A 16618-nucleotide genomic window follows, 5' to 3' on the forward strand; every position below is an offset into this window, starting at 1 on the left:
TAAAACCTCAACCTACAGGAATCACCTCATGAACATCCGAAACATCGTGCTTTGTCTGTGTTCTCTGCTGCTGAGTTTGAGCGTCAGTGCGAAAACCTTCACCGTCGGCGTCGCGCTGGCTAACTTCGACCTTAACTTTGTCTCGATTCTGCGCACGCAGATGCAGGCAGAGTTAAAGGCTAATCAGCTAAACGGCCAGTTCGTGGATGCCAAAGGGGATGTGGCACTGCAAGTGCAGCAGGTTGATGATTTTATCAACCAGGGCGTAGACGCCATCATCCTGAATCCCGTGGATACGCAGGGCGTATTGCCGATGATTAATGCGGCGAAGAACGCCAATATCCCGCTGATTTTCGTCAATCGTAAACCAGAAGTGAAACTGCCGGGCGACATGGCATATGTCGGTTCGGACTCCGCGTTGGGCGGTGAGATGCAGATGGAAGCGTTAGCGAAGAAGATGAACTACAAAGGCAATGTGGCAATTCTGATGGGCGCACTGTCCAATGAGGAAGCGCGTGAGCGCACCCGTGCGGTCGAAGCGGTGATCGCCAAATACAAAGACATGAAAGTGATTGAGAAGCAGACCGCCAAGTGGCAGCGCAATGAAGCCGTGGATGTGGTGTCGAGCTGGCTGCTGAACCAACGTCCGATCGATGCGATTGCGGCTAATAATGATGAAATGGCAATTGGTGCCATCATGGCGCTCAGTCAGGCGAAAAATGAAAAGATTCTGGTGGCGGGGATTGATGGCACGCCTGACGGGCAGCAGTTCGTCAAAAACGGCAAGATGACGCTGACTATTTTCCAGGATGCTAAAGGCCAGGCAACCGGCGCGGTGCAGGTGACGAAAGCGCTGCTGGATAAACAGAAAGTGCAGGAATACAACTGGGTACCGTATCAGACCATTACCCCGGAGAACTACGCGCAGTTTGCTGCGAAGTAAGTTGAGCGATACGGCACAGGCGCACGACGTTGCGCCTGTGCTGCCCGGGGAATCATCGCATTCAAGTGAACCTGCTCACATCCTTCCCTTTCAATTATTAACGGTCCTAAACTTTCCTGATACTACGCCGATAATTTCTCCACTCAGTCTGAGCGTTTAGCCCTTGCGTCTTGGGCATCTTAATCAACCTCTGGTGTGGAAAACTGCCATGATCGCAACGCCCTTGTCAGGCCCGGACGCCGCGCCGGTGGAGATGGTTTCGCTGCGACGTATTGCACAGCGCGCAGACAGCCTTGCGGTCATCCTTAACTGGGGATTGTGGCCGATTGCGCTCGGTGTAGGGTGGATGAATGACAGCTTAACCTTAGCGCTGATTGCCGGTCTGGCGTTGGCACTACTGTCGACCTTCTTTGGCACCGTCCTGCGCGGCACGCTGACTTCAAGGCTGGTGCTCTCAGCCCTGCTGATCGGCTGGGCAGGTTTACTGATTCAGCTCGGCGGCGGTGAAACCGAATATCACTTCTCGGTATTTGTGTTGATGTCAGTGCTGTTGGCGTGGCGCGATATCCGACCGTTGATGATGGGTGCGGCAGCAGCGGCCACGCATCATGTCCTGTTTAATTATCTGCAAGAAAACGATCTGTTTGGCGTGGTGGTATTCCACCATCCGGGCTGGGACATGGTGCTGTTTCATGCCCTGTTTGTGGTGGCGCAGACCGCCATCTTGCTGGTGATTGCGCGTCAGATGGCCGCCGATGCACGTTCCGCGAGCGAAGTGGCAGAGCTGGCATCACAGATCAACCAACAGGCCGGGTATCTGACGCTGAATGCGGATACGCAGCAGAGTGAAACCCCGTTCGCACGCACTTTCAGTACCACGTTAGGCACCATGCATGGCACCCTCCATCAGGTGAGCCTCGGCGTGAGTGCCTTGCTAACGGAGTCTGAGAGTATTTTGCAACGCAACGCCGCCCTTTCGACCCGCACCGATGAACAGGCGCAGGCGCTGGAAGTGGCCGCCAGTGCGATGACGGAAATCAGCATCGCCGCCAGCTTAACGCGTGACAAAGCGCAGAGTGCAAGCGAGCTAGCGCGGGATACGCGCGCGGTGGCGACGCGCGGAGAGGAAAATATTCAGTCGGCGATTGGCTCAATGGCGAAAATCAGCGAAGAGTCACAGCGGGTGAAAGTGATTTTAGAATTGATCGACGGCATCGCTTTCCAGACCAATATTCTGTCACTGAACGCTTCGGTGGAAGCAGCGCGCGCCGGAAGTCAGGGGCGCGGTTTTGCGGTAGTGGCGAGCGAAGTGCGTAACCTGGCGATGCGCAGCGAGAATGCCGCCCGCGAAATTCGCCAACTGATGGATGCCAGTACGTTGAGCACCGAGCATGGCACGGTGCAGATTGAGCATGCGGCACAGACCATGCGCGCGATTCACAGCAGCATCAGCGGATTGTCACAGCTGGTCACCGAGCTGTCTGAGATGAGTGAGCAGCAGAATTTGAGCATTGAACAGATTCAGCAGAGTATCAATAGCATCGATCACAGCGTGCATCACAACGTTCAGCACGTGGCAGAAACCATGCAGGTCGCGCATCAGCAGCAACAGCAGGCGAACCGTTTACAGCAGGCGATTGCGTTATTCAGACTGGATTGAAAATCGGTGAGACGAGCAGATCACGACTTCTCTGGCTGGCAGGGCGCACCGAATGAAGTGCGCCCCTGTTGGCAGATTAAGCCACACCCTTGACCAGTAACACGCGATAGTTCGCGCCTTTGACCCGATGGGCTTTCGCTTCCTGATACGCCGGGCTGTGATACCAGGCTTTTGCTGCGTCAATATCCGCAAACTCCAGCACCACTACGCCTTCTGCATCACGGCCTTCCAGCACTTCAAGATCGCCATAAAACGCCAGCGGCGTGATCTGATGATCGCCACGTGCCTCACCGGCTTTTTGCGCGTACGTCGCCAGTTCGTCTTTATCCAGCGTTTCGTCTTTAATCATCACCACATAAGCGGCCATTACTGCTCTCCTCGCGCCTGACGTTTGTCTTCGGTGTTGGTGTCGAAGTCGGATGCATCGTGACGTTCCAGCAGTTGATCCTGCGGTTCGGCACCGAAGGCCTTATTCACTTTGCGACCACGAATCACCGCTGGACGCTCAGCGATCTCTTTGGCCCAACGCACCACGTTTTTGTACGACTGCACATCAAGGAACTCGCCGCCGCCATAGATGTTGTTCAGCACCAGGTTGCCGTACCATGGCCAGGTAGCGATATCGGCGATGGTGTATTCCTCGCCGGCGAGGAAACGGTTGTTCGCGAGCTGACGATCCAGTACATCCAGCTGACGCTTGGCTTCCAGCGTGAAGCGGTTGACGGCGTACTCGATTTTTTCTGGCGCGTAAAAATAGAAGTGACCGTAGCCACCGCCAAGATAAGGCGCAGAGCCCTGCAGCCAGAACAGCCAGTTCAGGGTTTCCGTACGGCCAGCGATATCCGCCGGGATAAAGTGGCCAAATTTCTCGGCCAGGTAGAGCAGGATGTTGCCAGACTCAAATACGCGCAGCGGTGGCGTCACTGAATGGTCGCTCAATGCCGGGATTTTGGAGTTGGGGTTGACGTCAACAAAGCCGCTGGAGAACTGATCGCCATCACCGATGCGGATCAGCCAGGCATCGTATTCGGCTTCTTTGGCACCGACGGCCAATAGCTCTTCCAGCAGAATCGTCACTTTCTGGCCGTTTGGCGTACCGAGTGAATAGAGCTGCAGCGGATGTTTGCCGACCGGCAGCGTTTTCTCATGCGTCGGCCCGGCGAATGGACGGTTGGTTTTCGCGCCGTTACCTTTGGCTTCCGGGTCCCAGGTCCAGACTTTCGCGGGCTGATACTGATTTTCCGACATAGTGATTTCGCCTTGTTGTGATTGCGTTTTTTGCTGCTACTGAGTGTAGCAGCGACAGATGAAGGCGATTTAACCGCGCTGGCGGTGAGATGCAAAGTGTGATTATGCGAAGTTCTCTTGCGTAAACAGCATAAAGTCGACTTTGCCGGACTGGTAGGTATCGGGCTGTTCACTCTCTTCGAGATGTTTTAGCAATAAGGTCAGCGCCAGCTGGGCATGGCGCAGGGTGTTTTGATCGAGAGTTAACGTCAGTACGCGCTTCTCAAAAAGCTGGCGGGTGGTGGCATAAAGTTCATGCGTCACGTACACCACTTTGCCGCCGAGACGGTGGCGCGCCAGCGCATCGTGGATCTGCGTGTTGCCGAGGCCGGTGTTGTAGAGTCCGACTATATTTTGCGATCCGGCCAGTGTTTTCTCCAGCAGGCGGCTAATGCGATCGCGTTCATCCTGCCCGGCCAAAATTTCACGCAACCTGAGCTGCGGAAAACGCTCCGCCAGCACGGCTTGAAAACCTTCAATTCGCTGACGATGTGCCGAGTAATCCGCGCGACCACTCACCAACACCACATCGCCCGGTGCATTGATCATGCTGCCGAGCATCAATCCCGCGGTGCGTCCGGCTTTGTACTGATCGATGCCGACATGGCACAAGCGCGCCGCATCGGGCAGATCCGTCACCATGGTAATCACCGGTACGCCGCGCGCCTGACACGCCGCTAAAGCATCATAAATCAGCGGATTTTCGTGCGCGAAAACGATCAGTGCATCCATCTTTTTACTGCTGGCGGCAATGTGCGCGGCCAGCTTCTCCGGCGCGTTTTCCGGGATCAGCGTGCGATGCAGTCGCAACCGGCGATAGCCCAGCTCATCAGCCAGCCGGGCGAAATCCTGTGCCAGCTGCTGAAAAAAGAAGGCACCGTTGCCGCTCAGCAGTACTTCAACCTGCCAGGTGTGACGATGCTCCTCGGGCAAGATACGCTTTAAACCCGCATCCCGCGCCGCTTGCAGGATTTTTTTGGTCATCGCAGGAGACACGCCACCGCGATCGTTCAAAACCCGATCAACCGTGGCCACGCCCACGCCAACTTGCTTCGCCAACTCCGCCAGCGTCAGTGCTTTCATGTGAGGTAATTCCATCAAAAACCGCGTTCAGCTAGCCTGCCAGAAAGCGCTATTTTGACAACATCGGCTATTCCGAAGTGTGAACAAAAGGAGCGTTAAAATGCGGACCCCGCAACGTTTTGCCTTGATTGGTAGTGGATTTATCGGCCAGGTGCATGCCGCAAACCTGGCCGCACATCCTGGCGTGGAGCTGGCGCTGGTGTGCGATATTGATGTCTCACGCGCCGAAGCGGTAGCGCAACGCTTTGGTGCAAAGGCTGCCAGCGTTCATCAGGCGTTGAACAGTGATGCGATTGACGCGGTACTGATTGCCAGCGCCACGCCAACCCATGCTGAACTGCTGGAGCAGGCGGTGCTGGCGGGCAAGGCGGTGTATTGCGAGAAACCGATCGATCTGTCGCTGCAGCGTGCGCGCGATGTAGTGGAAAAAATCTCCCCGGTGCAGGTTCCTGTTACCGTGGGCTTCAATCGCCGTTTTGATGACAGCCATCAGCAGCTTAAATCACAGCTAAAGCAGGGGCTGATTGGCCGTACCGAGCTGATTCAGATGGTATGCCGCGCTTCAGAACTGCCGCCGATTAGCTATCTACAAGCCTCTGGTGGCCAGATGCGCGATCAGGCGATTCACTTTTTCGATCTGCTGCGCTGGCTGACAGAAGATGAAGTCAGCACCGTTGGCGCACTCGGTGCCGCACTGGCGATGCCGGAGATCCGCGATTTTGACGTTGATACTTCGGTGCTGATCATGCGCATGCAGCAGGGCGCGCTGGCGCAACTGGATAACACCCGCCGCACGGCTTACGGCTATGACGAACGCATCAGCGTGATGGGCAGTGAAGGGATGCTGGCTTCAGAGGCCCAGTCAGCGCGCGGCGCCACGTTGTATCAGGGTAAAGGGATCATCCAGCCAGGTCTGTATGCCGACTGGTTCAGCCGCGTGAAAGAGACGTATTACACCCATCTGGATGCGTTTGTGCGCCATATCGGCGGAGAGAAAATCGAAGGACTGCCGGGATTGATCGACGGCCTGCGCGCGCAGGCGATTGCCGAGGCGGCGCAGTTATCGCTGACGCGGGGTGAATTTGTAGAAGTGGAGAGGGTGGCAATCTGATGCCGTTATCGCAACGCTCTCCCTCTGGTGGGAGAGCGTGCCGGTGGAGAGAGGCTTTCCATCAGCTCCTTTGATGAGCACTCGCGCGATTCATTCCCCCTTTCGCCATGGGAGAGGGGGAAATATCATCTGCTTGCCGCGCTTACTTCAGCAGCTCACGCTCGATCAGTTCACGCGTTTCCACCGCCTGATACTTCATCTTTTCCGGATAGCCAAACAGCGCCGCAGAGATAATCGACTCACCGCCCACCTTATACGTGCGGTTGGCGAAATCCATCTCGCGCAGCGCTTCAAACAGAGCATCGAAATTCACTTCACCTTCACCCACGGCAACGTGCTGATGAATGGTCGCATCCACACCCGGTGGGTTAACAATATAGCGACAGTGTTTAGTGTGGTTCATGGTATCGGCAATCAGCATATGCGACAGATCGTCGCCTGCGTAATGCAGCATGTTTTTCACATCGCCCACGCCTTTGTCGTAGTAGAAGGTGTGTGGCGCGCTGTAAATATATTTGACGTTATCGCTGCGGAACGACTTCACGATGTCCACCGTTTCGTTGTTCTGTTCGCAAAAATCCCATGGGTGAGCCTGAATTTCGACGCGAATGCCTTCACGTTCGATGATCGGCAGCAGCTCCTCCATAGAGCGATAAAACATCTCTTCACAGATCTCTGGCTCGTTAGGGTTGCCGGACAACTCGGTGTTAATCACCTGCACGCCCATCTCGACGGCGATCTCAATCATGCGTTTCCAGTTCTTCACCGCCGCCTGACGACGCAACTCGTCCGGGCCTGACCAGCGATAAACCGTGATAAACGATGAGATTTCTAAGCCAGTGGCATTCAGCGCATTTTTGTATTCGCGCATGATTTCCCGGCTGGCTTTCGGGTGTTTATAAAACGGATTGATCTGTGGATGGGGCGATTGTTCTATGTACTTGTAACCCCATTCGGCCACCTGATGCACCATGCGTGTGATGCCCATTTCTCTGATGACATCTACATCAAAAGCGATTTTCATGTTGTTCTCCTGATCGTTAAGCGGTGCGCTCTTCATTAAACACCACACCGATCTGCTTCCTGACTTCATCCATGGCGTGCAGCGTGGCCAGTGAGGTGGCCAGCGGACGGACAGGCGAATCAAGCAGCCCCTGATGGATACACCAGGCGGTATGTTCGATTTCATGACAGAGCTGAATATAGCGATTAGTCGGTTCTTCCCAGCGCAGCGTATGGCGGCCATCGCTGGAGGTGAGACGGAAATTGCCTGGCGCATAGAACTGGCCGTCGAGATAAAGCGTGGCATCACGACCGGCGATCACGGCAGTGCCCGGTGTGTTGCTGAACAGCGTGGTGTTGAGCACCGAGTGCATGCCGTTGCCGTGGGTCAGCAACATCGATGTTTGCCCATTCACACCGCCAGGTGCAGGCTGGCCTTGCGCCACAATGCTGTCGGGTGCGCCGCCGACCAGCACGCTGAAGCCGATCAAATAGCTGCCGAGATCCAGCATCGGTCCGCCCGCCAGATCGAGATTAAAAATGCGGTGATCCTGCGTAAAATATTCACCATGATCGGCGATCAATGTATGAACATCTCCTAATGCGCCATCGGCCAGCAATTGACGGATGACGTCGTATTTCGGCGCAAAATCACACCACATCGCCTCCACGCATAAGCGTTGCTGTTTGTGCGCTTCCTGCTGTAGCTGCAACGCCTGCTGCGCATTAAGCGCCAGCGGCTTTTCAATCAGCACATGTTTGCCGGCTTGCAGCGTGCGCAGCCCATCAGGAAAGTGATGATTGTGTGGTGTGGCGATATACACCACATCGATGTCATTCCGGCTCAGCAGTGCATCAATGCCTTCAACAGCGTGTGGTATATCCCATTTGCTGGCAAAAGCCTGCGCTTTCTCCAGGCTGCGTGACGACACCGCCACCAGTTGCTGCTGAGTATGATGACGCAGCGCGTTGGCAAAGTGGTCGGCGATCCAGCCGGGTCCGACAATGCCCCAGCGCAGCGTGGGGATCTGGTTTTCAGGGTGACGGCGAGGTGCAGGTAGAGTCTGAGGGAACATATCATCTCCGTTATTATTGAGTGGTTTATGTGCCGGGAGCCGATAAGGCAGATCGCTTTCACTATAGAAAGGCGCGACCGCCGCCTCTATTCATTTACTGATGCAAATCCATCAGCCCTCACCTCTGTCCTCGAACAGGAAAATATCAAACATTTATTCCGACAGGTAATTTAATGAAATGGATCATTTCATTTTTGCGATAACGATCAAATTACTGAGAGATTTTCTATCAGATGTTGCGATTTGATGACGATTTCTTCCGCAATACTTTCGCATTTACTGGTCGTTTCGGGCATTATTTTTGATAACTAACTATCAAAATGGAATCTGTTAATGAGCAAAATCACCATGAACGCCATCGCCAATGCGGCGGGCGTCGGCGTTGCTACGGTAGACCGGGTATTGAATCGGCGGGCACCGGTGCGCGCGGCTACTGAGCAGAAAGTGTTGGAAGCCGCCAACCGACTGGGTTATCGCATGGTGCCGGTTGTGCCTGTCAGCGCGGAGGCGCAGTCCGCGCGCGTGGCACTGCGCATGGGGTTTGTGCTGTTATCAAAATCGTATTCTTTCTATCACTCGCTGACAGATGCCCTCAGGCAACAGACGCAGCCGTTACATCCTGCGGGCAGTGAGCCACGGTTTTACTGGCATGACATTGATGATGTGGCGGCTGTGGTGGCCTCATTGCATAAGCTGGCGCAAGAAGTAGACGTGATCGGCTTAGTCGCGCTGGATCACCCACTGATCCGCCACGCCATCGAACAGATCTCACGTCAGGGTGTTAGGGTTTACGCACTGTTTTCCAACTTCTCACCCTGCGGACATGCGGGTTATTTCGGGCTGGATAATCAGAAGGCCGGACGCACTGCCGGTTGGGTGGCCTCGCATTTGCTGCATAAGCCGGGATCGGTGGGCGTGCTGGTGGGCGACCATCGCTTTAACTGTCAGGAGAGCTGCGAAATCAGTTTCCGCTCCTATTTGCGTGAACAGGACAGCAGCCGACGCGTGCTGGAACCGCTGAAAACTCACGAGTCGATTGATGGCGGCTATCACGCTACACGTCAGTTGCTGGAGGAACATGCCGATCTGGCGTTAATCTACGCGCCCTGCGGCGGTATTGAAGGTGTTATCCATGCATTGCGCCAGCAGCCGCAGCGTGAGGTGGCGTTGATCTGTCACGGCCCGGTGAAAGAGGGCGAGCTGGCACTGATTGACGGCACGATTACCGTGATGATTCGCCATGAAATAGAGGATATGGCACGGCAGTTGGTCCGCACCGTCCAGCAACATGTCGAGCCGGGAACGCATTTTGCCCAGGTTACGTTGCCGTTTGAGATCATCACGCGTGAGAATCTTTAGTTTATAGGCAATACCCATCGCTAGCGGCGCGACAGACCACGCAAATTGAGATCGCCAATCCGCTAAAGGGGGGACAATGGGTTGCGGCGTGTTGCCCAGCCCCTTTGTTCCGGAAGCCGCGCCAGTCACAGGTTTGATAGGTTATCTATCATTTTGGTGATGAAAAATAACATGATCGCTATCAAAAAATGAAAGTTTCATGATTGCTGAAGGTGAAATTTTTATTTGATACTTGCGCTATCCAACACCGCAAGGAACGATCATGACGATTCATATTGCAAACGCGCCCTGCAGCTGGGGTGTGGACGATCCTAAAAACCCTTTCCTGCCACCGTGGCAGAAAGTCCTGTCGGAAGCCGCTCAGGCCGGATACAAAAGCATTGAGCTGGGCCCATGGACTTACCTGCCAACTGACGCGGCTGAATTACGGCACCAGCTGGAAGCACATCAGCTTTCGCTGGTGGCGGGCACGATCTTTGACGATCTGGTCAGCGAAGCCAATTTCCCGGCGATGGTTGAACTGACACACAACATCTGTCGCAACCTGTCGCAAGTCCCTACTGCCGAGAAAACCCAGGCGGATAATCTGCCTGCGCCTTACCTGGTGATTATCGATTTCGGTAATCCTGAACGCGCCAGATACGCCGGTCAGTCAGATAAAGCGCCGCGTTTGCCGGGCGAAGAGTGGCAGCGAATGATGGAGCACATCACCACCCTGAGCCAGATTGCCTGGAATGAGTACGGCGTACGCGCGGTGATCCACCCGCATGCGGGCGGCTGTATTGAGTTTGCCGACGAGCTTGAGCAGTTGGTGCAGGACATTCCGCATGAAGTTGCGGGACTGTGCCTCGACACCGGCCATCTCTATTACTCCGGCATGGATCCGATCCCTTATCTGAGCCGTTACTGGGATCGCATCGATTACCTGCACTTTAAAGATGTGAATGACGCAGTATGGCGCGATGTGATTGCGCGTGGCGGGGACTTCTTTGCCGCCTGCGCGGAAGGGGTGATGTGCCCGATTGGCAAAGGCGCGATTGATTATCCTGCGGTGCGAGCGTTCCTCGCTGAGCGCAACTATCAGGGCTGGATCACTATCGAGCAGGAGCGCGATCCGCGCAACGCCGACACCAGCCTGCGCGACGTCACTGCCAGCCTTCACTACCTGCAATCGGTCGGATTCTGAGGAGATCATCATGATTAACGGCATTAAAGCTCTGGAGCGTTCACTGCGCTGGGGCATGGTGGGCGGCGGCGGCACCAGCCAGATTGGTTATATCCATCGTTCATCGGCACTGCGTGATGGCAACTTTGTGTTGCAGGCGGGCGCATTTGATCTTAACGCCGAACGCGGCCGTGCGTTTGGCGTATCCTTGGGCGTCGACGCGGATCGCTGCTATCCGGATTACGAAACGATGTTTGCGGCGGAAGCGGCGCGTACAGACGGCATCGAAGCCGTTTCGATTGCCACGCCGAACAATACCCACTTCACCATTTGCCGTGCGGCGCTCAATGCCGGTTTGCATGTGGTGTGTGAGAAGCCTCTTTGCTTCACCACGGAGGAAGCGGACGAGCTGGAAAAACTCTGCGGCGAGAAGAAAAAGATCATCGGCGTCACCTACGGTTATGCCGGACATCAGCTGATCCATCAGGCGCGCGAGATGATCGCAGAAGGGCTGCTGGGTGAGATCCGCATTATCAATATGCAGTTCGCGCACGGTTTCCATAACGAAGCGGTCGAACTGCAAAACGAAAGCACCAAGTGGCGCGTCGATCCACGTTTTGTCGGCCCCAGCTATGTGCTGGGGGATCTGGCGACGCATCCGCTGTTTATCGCCGAAACCATGGTGCCGAAACTGCAGGTGAAACGTCTGCTGTGCAGCCGTCAGAGTTTCGTGAAAACCCGTGCGCCGCTGGAAGATAACGCCTTTGTAATGATGGAGTACGACAACGGCGCTGTCGGCACCATGTGGGCCTCGGCGGTGAACTGTGGCTCGATGCACGGGCAGAAAGTGCGGGTGATTGGTGAGAAGGCCAGTCTGGAGTGGTGGGATGAGCAACCGAACCAATTGCGCTATGAAGTGCAGGGCGAGCCGCTGCAGATTCTGGACCGAGGTATGGGCTATCTGCACAAAAGTGCGCTGGCTGACGACCGTATCGGCGGCGGCCATCCGGAAGGGCTGTTTGAAGCCTGGTCGAATCTCTATCGCCGTTTTGCGCTGGCAATGGATGCCACCGATCGTGGAGATGAGGCGTTTCTGGCGGACTTCTGGTATCCGGATGTGCATGCCGGATTGATGGGCGTACGCTGGGTTGAGCAGTGTGTGAAGTCAGCGAATGCCGGTGCGGTGTGGGTGGATTGCTGATTAAGATGAAGTGAATATCCCGGTCGGCAGCACTGCCGACCGGGATGCATCAATGCGACCGTAAATCGCTCAGGAAGCGCTGCGCACGTGGGTGCTGCGGTTGGGTGAAGAACTTCTCTGGCGTCGATTTCTCCAGAATCTGTCCCTGGTCCATAAACCAGATGGTATCCGCCACTTCGCGGGCAAAATTCATCTCGTGCGTCACGCACATCATGGTCATGCCTTCCTGCGCCAGACTGCGCATCACCGACAGCACCTCGCCGACCATTTCGGGATCGAGCGCGGACGTTGGTTCATCAAACAACATCACCGGCGGCTTCATCGCCAGCGCGCGAGCAATCGCCACGCGCTGTTGCTGGCCGCCGGACAACTGCGCCGGATAGGCATCCGCTTTATGCGACAAGCCTACGCGCTCCAGCAGTTCGCCCGCCTGGTGACGCGCCTCGGATCGTTTCATGCCTAGCACTTTCATCGGCGACATCATGATGTTTTCGGCGACAGACACGTGCGGGAACAGGTTGAAGCTCTGGAACACAAATCCAATGCGGGTGCGCAGTTGATTGAGGCGCGTGCTGCTGCCGTGAATATCGGTGCCATCAAACACGATTTGGCCGTTATCAATCGGCTCCAGACGGTTAACGGTGCGGATCAGCGTGGATTTTCCCGACCCGGAAGGACCGCACACCACCACCACTTCACCGGTGTTGATTTCGGCGCTCAGGTCAGTCAGCGCCTGATACGCGCCGTACCATTTGTTGACCTGGTTAAACATGATCATCGGGCTCATAGGGGTTCCTTATTGCGAAGAGGTTTTAGTCAGCATCACCGCGGGCGCAACGCTGGGATTGGCCTGCGGCGGTTGGCGACGTTTCTGCGCAATATGCGCTTCAAGTTTGTTAGCGAGCCAGGTGAGGCTAAAGCAGATGATGTAGTAGCTCATCGCCACAATGGCGAACACCTGAAACGGTTTGGTCAACAGCTGGTTGCTCACCTGATTGGCGGCAAAGGTCAGCTCCGGCACGTTAATCACGTAGCCGAGCGTGGAGTCTTTGATGATCGAGACCAGCTGACTCACCAGGCTCGGTAAAGTGTTGAACAGCGCCTGCGGCAGAATCACTAAACGTAGGGTTTTCAGATGGCTCATGCCCAGCGCACGTGACGCTTCATACTGGCCGTGAGGCAGTGCCTGAATGCCGCCACGCACAATCTCGGCGATGTAGGCGCTCTCGTAAATCACCAGCGTACACAGCATGGTGGCGAAGCCGCTGATGTTGTGGCCAATCAGTAACGGTACGCAGAAATAAGTCCAGAACACCACCATCATCAGCGGGATGCCGCGCAGCAGATAGACCCAGCAGGTGGCGGGCCAGCTCAGCCAGCGCCACGGTGACAGACGCGCCAGACCCAGCATCACCCCGATGGGGAAGGCCAGCACGACCGCTAGTACGGAAATCACTAACGTACAGAGTACGCCGCCCAGCGGCCCGTTGGGGTACTGGCCCATTAACAGCAGCATGCCGTTGTCATGCAAAATGGTGAAGATCTCAAACATCGCCATTACCTCGCGTAAACGCGCTGGAAGCGGCGGGCCAGCAGCGCGCCCAAGCCCATCAGCAGCAGGGAGAAGAACAGGTAACCCACGGTGGCCACTAAGTAGGATTCGAAGGTGCGGAAGGTCTGGTTTTCAATATCACGTGTCACATAGGTGAGGTCTGCGACGCCGATGACCATCGCCAGGCTGGTGTTTTTAAACAGCAGCACAGTGTGATTGACCACAGAAGGCAGCGCATTGCGCACGCCCTGCGGCAGAATCACTGAACGCATGGCGCGCACATAGCTCATACCGAGCGCACGAGCGGCTTCGTTTTGCCCATCGGGAATCGCGCGCAGACCGCTGCGGATATCTTCGGAGAAATAGGCGGCCTGACACAATCCGAGGGCGATAAGAGAGAATAAAAACTCGGCGTTGTAATCGACAATCGCCATCTGCAGTGATTCAGGCAGCAGGGTGGGGATGGCGAAATACCACATCATCAACTGAATCAGCGTTGGCACATTGCGGTGATAGGAGACATACGCCTTGACCAACCCCACGGCAATACGATTTTCCGTCAGGCGGACCACCACCAGTAGCAGGGCGAGAACCATCGCCAGCAGCCAGGCACCCAACGCCAGTTCAAGGGTGACCACCGTTCCGTCAACGATCATCTGGCCGTAATGGCCGGTTATCACACTGCTGAAATCAAGTGCCATACAGTTACCTCATCGTACGGTATTACGCGGTGCGGTCGCCCGGTCGCATAGTGGAAAGACCGCCCGGCACCTGCAGCGTCGGGGTAATTTCGATGTTGCCAATGTTGACGGCGACCGGAGCCGATAACGCAAAGGCTACGCAGTCGGCAATATCTTTAGCCTGCGGCAGTTCGAAGCCATCGATAAAGCGGCGACGCGCATCATCGTGATCGCCTGAAACGTTGCCGAAAATATCAGTGGCGACGCGGCCTGGGCAGATTTCGGTGACGCGCACACGTTTGCCATAGCAGTCCACGCGCAGCTGGCGCGACAGGGCGTGTACACCCGCTTTGGTGGCGTGATACACCGAGTTGCCGTTGAAGTTGTAGATGGCGGCGATCGAGGTGATGTTGAACACGTGGCCACGATCACGCGCCATCATGCCCGGCACCAGCAAACGGCACAGGTGCAGCACGGCACGCAGATTGACATCCACTTGCGTCTCCACCACGTTTTCGTCAGCTTCGAGGATGGAACCGGGATGCGAGACACCCGCGTTGTTGACCAGAATGTCGATCTCCAGGTCTTTGCACAGCGCAGTCAGTGCATTCACGTCACTGACATCGACGGCATGGGGGATGCAGCCAGTGCGGTCAGCCAGCGCGGCCAACTGCTCTTTGCGACGCGCCACCGCGTGCACGGTTATCCCTTCTTTGCACAGGCGCTCAACAATCGCTTCGCCCATGCCAGCCGATGCGCCGGTCACCAGCGCGGTTTTGTAATCTGAAAATGGCATTTGTGTTTCCTCGTCTCGCCAGGTGTGTGCCCGGCGTAATGGGTCTTTTTTGACTTTATGCAGTTATGCCGCAAGGGCATAAGACATAAAAACTGTGAGGCGATAAGAGCCCCTTATAACCGGATTGCTAATTAATTATCCATATGAATAGTCAGGAGTTCTTCGTCGTATTCAACCGCTGAGTATGCCTCAACACGCAGTTGCTGTACGCGACCTTTGATGGGACTGAGCACCGGTACATACAGCGGGCCGACCTGCACCAGCGCCAGCAGATCCCGAGGTGCGACCTGCTGGCCGGGCTGAACAAAATCCTGTTGGCTATGCGGATGACGGCGCAGCAGCGTACCGGGCAGCGGCGCGCCGATAACCTGTGTGATGGGCGGGGTTTCCTCCGTCGGCATGACGGGTAAAGCGGGCGCAGGCGCAAACGTCAGACGAACCGACCACTGTTTGCCCTCTAACGCCAGGCTATTGAGGCCAGAACGTTGCATCTTGCGCGCCAACGCGCGCAGCGTCGGCAGCGGTATCGCGGTTTTTTCCATGGGGTTCCCGTCAAAGCGAAGCACGCCCGCCGGAGCGGGCAACAGACCAGATTAATCTAGCGCGTTCGTTAGACGGGCAGTAAGAGGGTTTCGCTTTGCGGTGATAAGCGGGTCTTATCCCACCAGAGTCAGTGGGTGGTTCTCCACGTTGCGGCGCGACATCAGCGACAGCAAAATGGATTTCACTGCTTCGGCAGGCTGGGAAAGTGGCAGATGATCCGACATGCAGAATGACAGCGAGGCCTGCACATCTGGCTCGATGATCTTCGCCATCCAGGTATCCCCGTTTTTCAGCATCGCACGTGCAGCGGATTCCGGCATGATGGTGGTGCCCAGACCGGCACTCAGTGCCGCGTTCAGGGTGGTTTGTGATTCGATCTCGCACTTCACGCGGTACTGCAGATTGTTCTGTACGAAGGCGTCATCCAGCACTTTGCGCATGATGTTATAGATACGAGGCAGGAACAGATCATATTGCGCGACCTGTGACAGCGGGATTTCTTTGACCGGTTTGGCCAGGCTGAACGGGCAAACGAAGCACAGATCTTCTTTCATCAGTGGCATGAAGCGCAGGCCATGGATAGTGCGATGATCGTAAATCACCGCCATATCCATACGTCCGTTCATGATCAGCTCGCTCAGCGTGGTGCCAAAGTTCTCGTTAAAATAGAGCACAATGCCAGGATGCTGCTGCTGCACTTCCATCATCAGCGGGAGCGCCAGGTTTTGCGCCGCTGTGCCCGGTGCCAGCCCGACGGAAACGCTGCCACTCAGCGCAGCGCCGACCAGATCAATCGCACTTTGCGCCTGTTCGCACTGGCGCAAAATGGACTGTGCATGGGAATAGAGTGTTTTCCCGGCTTCGGTAGGCGTGACACCGCGTTTGGTGCGAATCAACAGCTGTTGATTCACTTCACCTTCCAGCGTAGCCAGCTGTTGGCTCAACGCCGGTTGGGCAATATGCAGGATATCGGCAGCTTGCGTCAGGCTTCCGACGTCAACAATTTTAACAAAGTACTTCAGGCGACGAAGATTCATGGACACTTCCCTCAAACAGAACGCATATCCTCATCAAGCAAAGTTGATGCCAGGATAAGCTTTCGTTATTGAACTCAGACAGGAGGGTACGGCCACTGGGCCTCCTGAGGCTGGTGCTGAGCT

General features: G+C 55.8%; 17 protein-coding genes. 6 read left to right on the forward strand and 11 right to left on the reverse strand.

Features of this window, described 5'->3' with window-relative positions; translation table 11 throughout:
• Nucleotides 1–28 precede the first annotated feature (28 nt).
• On the forward strand, nucleotides 29–943 hold the full coding sequence (locus ACXI0A_RS03535) for a substrate-binding domain-containing protein (RefSeq protein WP_224932255.1): 915 nt from the start codon (nucleotides 29–31) through the stop codon (nucleotides 941–943).
• A 208-nt stretch (nucleotides 944–1151) separates the two neighbouring features.
• Nucleotides 1152–2603, forward strand: a complete 1452-nt coding sequence (locus ACXI0A_RS03540; protein WP_476150336.1) for a methyl-accepting chemotaxis protein — start codon at nucleotides 1152–1154, stop codon at nucleotides 2601–2603.
• A 76-nt stretch (nucleotides 2604–2679) separates the two neighbouring features.
• On the opposite strand, the gene ACXI0A_RS03545 is transcribed toward ACXI0A_RS03540, so the two are convergent.
• The 3 genes from ACXI0A_RS03545 to ACXI0A_RS03555 form a co-directional block, all read right to left on the reverse strand.
• Nucleotides 2680–2970 carry a DUF1330 domain-containing protein gene (locus ACXI0A_RS03545; protein WP_045831881.1) on the reverse strand — a complete coding sequence of 97 codons (291 nt, stop codon included), beginning with the start codon at nucleotides 2968–2970 and terminating at the stop codon, nucleotides 2680–2682.
• Nucleotides 2970–3851 carry a glutathione-dependent disulfide-bond oxidoreductase gene (yghU, locus tag ACXI0A_RS03550; RefSeq protein WP_038643540.1) on the reverse strand — a complete coding sequence of 294 codons (882 nt, stop codon included), beginning with the start codon at nucleotides 3849–3851 and terminating at the stop codon, nucleotides 2970–2972. The genes ACXI0A_RS03545 and yghU overlap by 1 nt, the downstream gene beginning before the upstream one ends.
• Nucleotides 3852–3953: 102 nt before the next feature.
• A complete protein-coding gene (locus ACXI0A_RS03555) occupies nucleotides 3954–4973 on the reverse strand; it encodes a substrate-binding domain-containing protein (protein WP_476150334.1) in 1020 nt (339 codons plus the stop codon).
• Between the two features lie 100 nt (nucleotides 4974–5073).
• Between ACXI0A_RS03555 and ACXI0A_RS03560 the strand changes: the two genes are divergently transcribed.
• The gene (locus tag ACXI0A_RS03560; RefSeq protein ID WP_476150332.1) at nucleotides 5074–6084 is read left to right on the forward strand and encodes a Gfo/Idh/MocA family oxidoreductase; all 1011 of its coding nucleotides are present in this window, start codon (nucleotides 5074–5076) and stop codon (nucleotides 6082–6084) included.
• Between the two features lie 142 nt (nucleotides 6085–6226).
• On the opposite strand, the gene ACXI0A_RS03565 is transcribed toward ACXI0A_RS03560, so the two are convergent.
• Both ACXI0A_RS03565 and ACXI0A_RS03570 read right to left on the reverse strand, forming a co-directional pair.
• Nucleotides 6227–7108, reverse strand: coding sequence for a sugar phosphate isomerase/epimerase family protein (locus ACXI0A_RS03565; RefSeq protein ID WP_224932263.1), 882 nt, complete (start codon nucleotides 7106–7108; stop codon nucleotides 6227–6229).
• A 16-nt stretch (nucleotides 7109–7124) separates the two neighbouring features.
• Nucleotides 7125–8162, reverse strand: a complete 1038-nt coding sequence (locus tag ACXI0A_RS03570; protein ID WP_476150329.1) for a Gfo/Idh/MocA family oxidoreductase — start codon at nucleotides 8160–8162, stop codon at nucleotides 7125–7127.
• 333 nt (nucleotides 8163–8495) lie between these two features.
• On the opposite strand from ACXI0A_RS03570, the gene ACXI0A_RS03575 reads away from it, so the two are divergent.
• The 3 genes from ACXI0A_RS03575 to ACXI0A_RS03585 all read left to right on the forward strand — a co-directional run bounded on the left by ACXI0A_RS03575 (nucleotide 8496) and on the right by ACXI0A_RS03585 (nucleotide 11887).
• Nucleotides 8496–9521: a substrate-binding domain-containing protein gene (locus ACXI0A_RS03575; protein WP_476150327.1), complete on the forward strand. Its 1026-nt coding sequence runs from the start codon at nucleotides 8496–8498 to the stop codon at nucleotides 9519–9521.
• 262 nt (nucleotides 9522–9783) lie between these two features.
• Nucleotides 9784–10707 (forward strand): TIM barrel protein, encoded by a 924-nt coding sequence (locus ACXI0A_RS03580; RefSeq protein ID WP_476150326.1) that lies wholly within the window; start codon nucleotides 9784–9786, stop codon nucleotides 10705–10707.
• Between the two features lie 10 nt (nucleotides 10708–10717).
• Nucleotides 10718–11887, forward strand: a complete 1170-nt coding sequence (locus ACXI0A_RS03585; RefSeq protein WP_476150324.1) for a Gfo/Idh/MocA family oxidoreductase — start codon at nucleotides 10718–10720, stop codon at nucleotides 11885–11887.
• 49 nt (nucleotides 11888–11936) lie between these two features.
• Here the strand turns inward: ACXI0A_RS03585 and ACXI0A_RS03590 are convergent, their stop codons facing one another.
• The 6 genes from ACXI0A_RS03590 to nac all read right to left on the reverse strand — a co-directional run bounded on the left by ACXI0A_RS03590 (nucleotide 11937) and on the right by nac (nucleotide 16495).
• Nucleotides 11937–12674 carry an amino acid ABC transporter ATP-binding protein gene (locus ACXI0A_RS03590; protein ID WP_320442533.1) on the reverse strand — a complete coding sequence of 246 codons (738 nt, stop codon included), beginning with the start codon at nucleotides 12672–12674 and terminating at the stop codon, nucleotides 11937–11939.
• A gap of 9 nt (nucleotides 12675–12683) precedes the next feature.
• Entirely contained in the window at nucleotides 12684–13439 is a 756-nt protein-coding gene (locus ACXI0A_RS03595; protein ID WP_224932269.1) for an amino acid ABC transporter permease, read from the reverse strand.
• A 5-nt stretch (nucleotides 13440–13444) separates the two neighbouring features.
• Nucleotides 13445–14140 carry an amino acid ABC transporter permease gene (locus ACXI0A_RS03600; RefSeq protein ID WP_224932270.1) on the reverse strand — a complete coding sequence of 232 codons (696 nt, stop codon included), beginning with the start codon at nucleotides 14138–14140 and terminating at the stop codon, nucleotides 13445–13447.
• Nucleotides 14141–14162: 22 nt separating this feature from the next.
• On the reverse strand, nucleotides 14163–14915 hold the full coding sequence (locus ACXI0A_RS03605) for an SDR family oxidoreductase (protein WP_224932271.1): 753 nt from the start codon (nucleotides 14913–14915) through the stop codon (nucleotides 14163–14165).
• 131 nt (nucleotides 14916–15046) lie between these two features.
• Nucleotides 15047–15457, reverse strand: coding sequence for a biotin/lipoyl-containing protein (locus ACXI0A_RS03610; protein WP_476150320.1), 411 nt, complete (start codon nucleotides 15455–15457; stop codon nucleotides 15047–15049).
• A gap of 114 nt (nucleotides 15458–15571) precedes the next feature.
• Nucleotides 15572–16495: a nitrogen assimilation transcriptional regulator NAC gene (nac, locus tag ACXI0A_RS03615; protein ID WP_034826712.1), complete on the reverse strand. Its 924-nt coding sequence runs from the start codon at nucleotides 16493–16495 to the stop codon at nucleotides 15572–15574.
• Between the last annotated feature and the right edge of the window lie 123 nt (nucleotides 16496–16618).

This window comes from Pantoea sp. C1E2 (genome assembly GCF_056491465.1).

Bases quoted from the DNA above. Each gene is read 5' to 3' on its own strand.
- ACXI0A_RS03535 (WP_224932255.1), top strand. From the start codon at position 29: ATGAACATCCGAAACATCGTGCTTTGTCTGTGTTCTCTGCTGCTGAGT.
- ACXI0A_RS03540 (WP_476150336.1), top strand. From the start codon at position 1,152: ATGATCGCAACGCCCTTGTCAGGCCCGGACGCCGCGCCGGTGGAGATG.
- ACXI0A_RS03545 (WP_045831881.1), bottom strand. From the start codon at position 2,970: ATGGCCGCTTATGTGGTGATGATTAAAGACGAAACGCTGGATAAAGAC.
- yghU (WP_038643540.1), bottom strand. From the start codon at position 3,851: ATGTCGGAAAATCAGTATCAGCCCGCGAAAGTCTGGACCTGGGACCCG.
- ACXI0A_RS03555 (WP_476150334.1), bottom strand. From the start codon at position 4,973: ATGAAAGCACTGACGCTGGCGGAGTTGGCGAAGCAAGTTGGCGTGGGC.
- ACXI0A_RS03560 (WP_476150332.1), top strand. From the start codon at position 5,074: ATGCGGACCCCGCAACGTTTTGCCTTGATTGGTAGTGGATTTATCGGC.
- ACXI0A_RS03565 (WP_224932263.1), bottom strand. From the start codon at position 7,108: ATGAAAATCGCTTTTGATGTAGATGTCATCAGAGAAATGGGCATCACA.
- ACXI0A_RS03570 (WP_476150329.1), bottom strand. From the start codon at position 8,162: ATGTTCCCTCAGACTCTACCTGCACCTCGCCGTCACCCTGAAAACCAG.
- ACXI0A_RS03575 (WP_476150327.1), top strand. From the start codon at position 8,496: ATGAGCAAAATCACCATGAACGCCATCGCCAATGCGGCGGGCGTCGGC.
- ACXI0A_RS03580 (WP_476150326.1), top strand. From the start codon at position 9,784: ATGACGATTCATATTGCAAACGCGCCCTGCAGCTGGGGTGTGGACGAT.
- ACXI0A_RS03585 (WP_476150324.1), top strand. From the start codon at position 10,718: ATGATTAACGGCATTAAAGCTCTGGAGCGTTCACTGCGCTGGGGCATG.
- ACXI0A_RS03590 (WP_320442533.1), bottom strand. From the start codon at position 12,674: ATGAGCCCGATGATCATGTTTAACCAGGTCAACAAATGGTACGGCGCG.
- ACXI0A_RS03595 (WP_224932269.1), bottom strand. From the start codon at position 13,439: ATGTTTGAGATCTTCACCATTTTGCATGACAACGGCATGCTGCTGTTA.
- ACXI0A_RS03600 (WP_224932270.1), bottom strand. From the start codon at position 14,140: ATGGCACTTGATTTCAGCAGTGTGATAACCGGCCATTACGGCCAGATG.
- ACXI0A_RS03605 (WP_224932271.1), bottom strand. From the start codon at position 14,915: ATGCCATTTTCAGATTACAAAACCGCGCTGGTGACCGGCGCATCGGCT.
- ACXI0A_RS03610 (WP_476150320.1), bottom strand. From the start codon at position 15,457: ATGGAAAAAACCGCGATACCGCTGCCGACGCTGCGCGCGTTGGCGCGC.
- nac (WP_034826712.1), bottom strand. From the start codon at position 16,495: ATGAATCTTCGTCGCCTGAAGTACTTTGTTAAAATTGTTGACGTCGGA.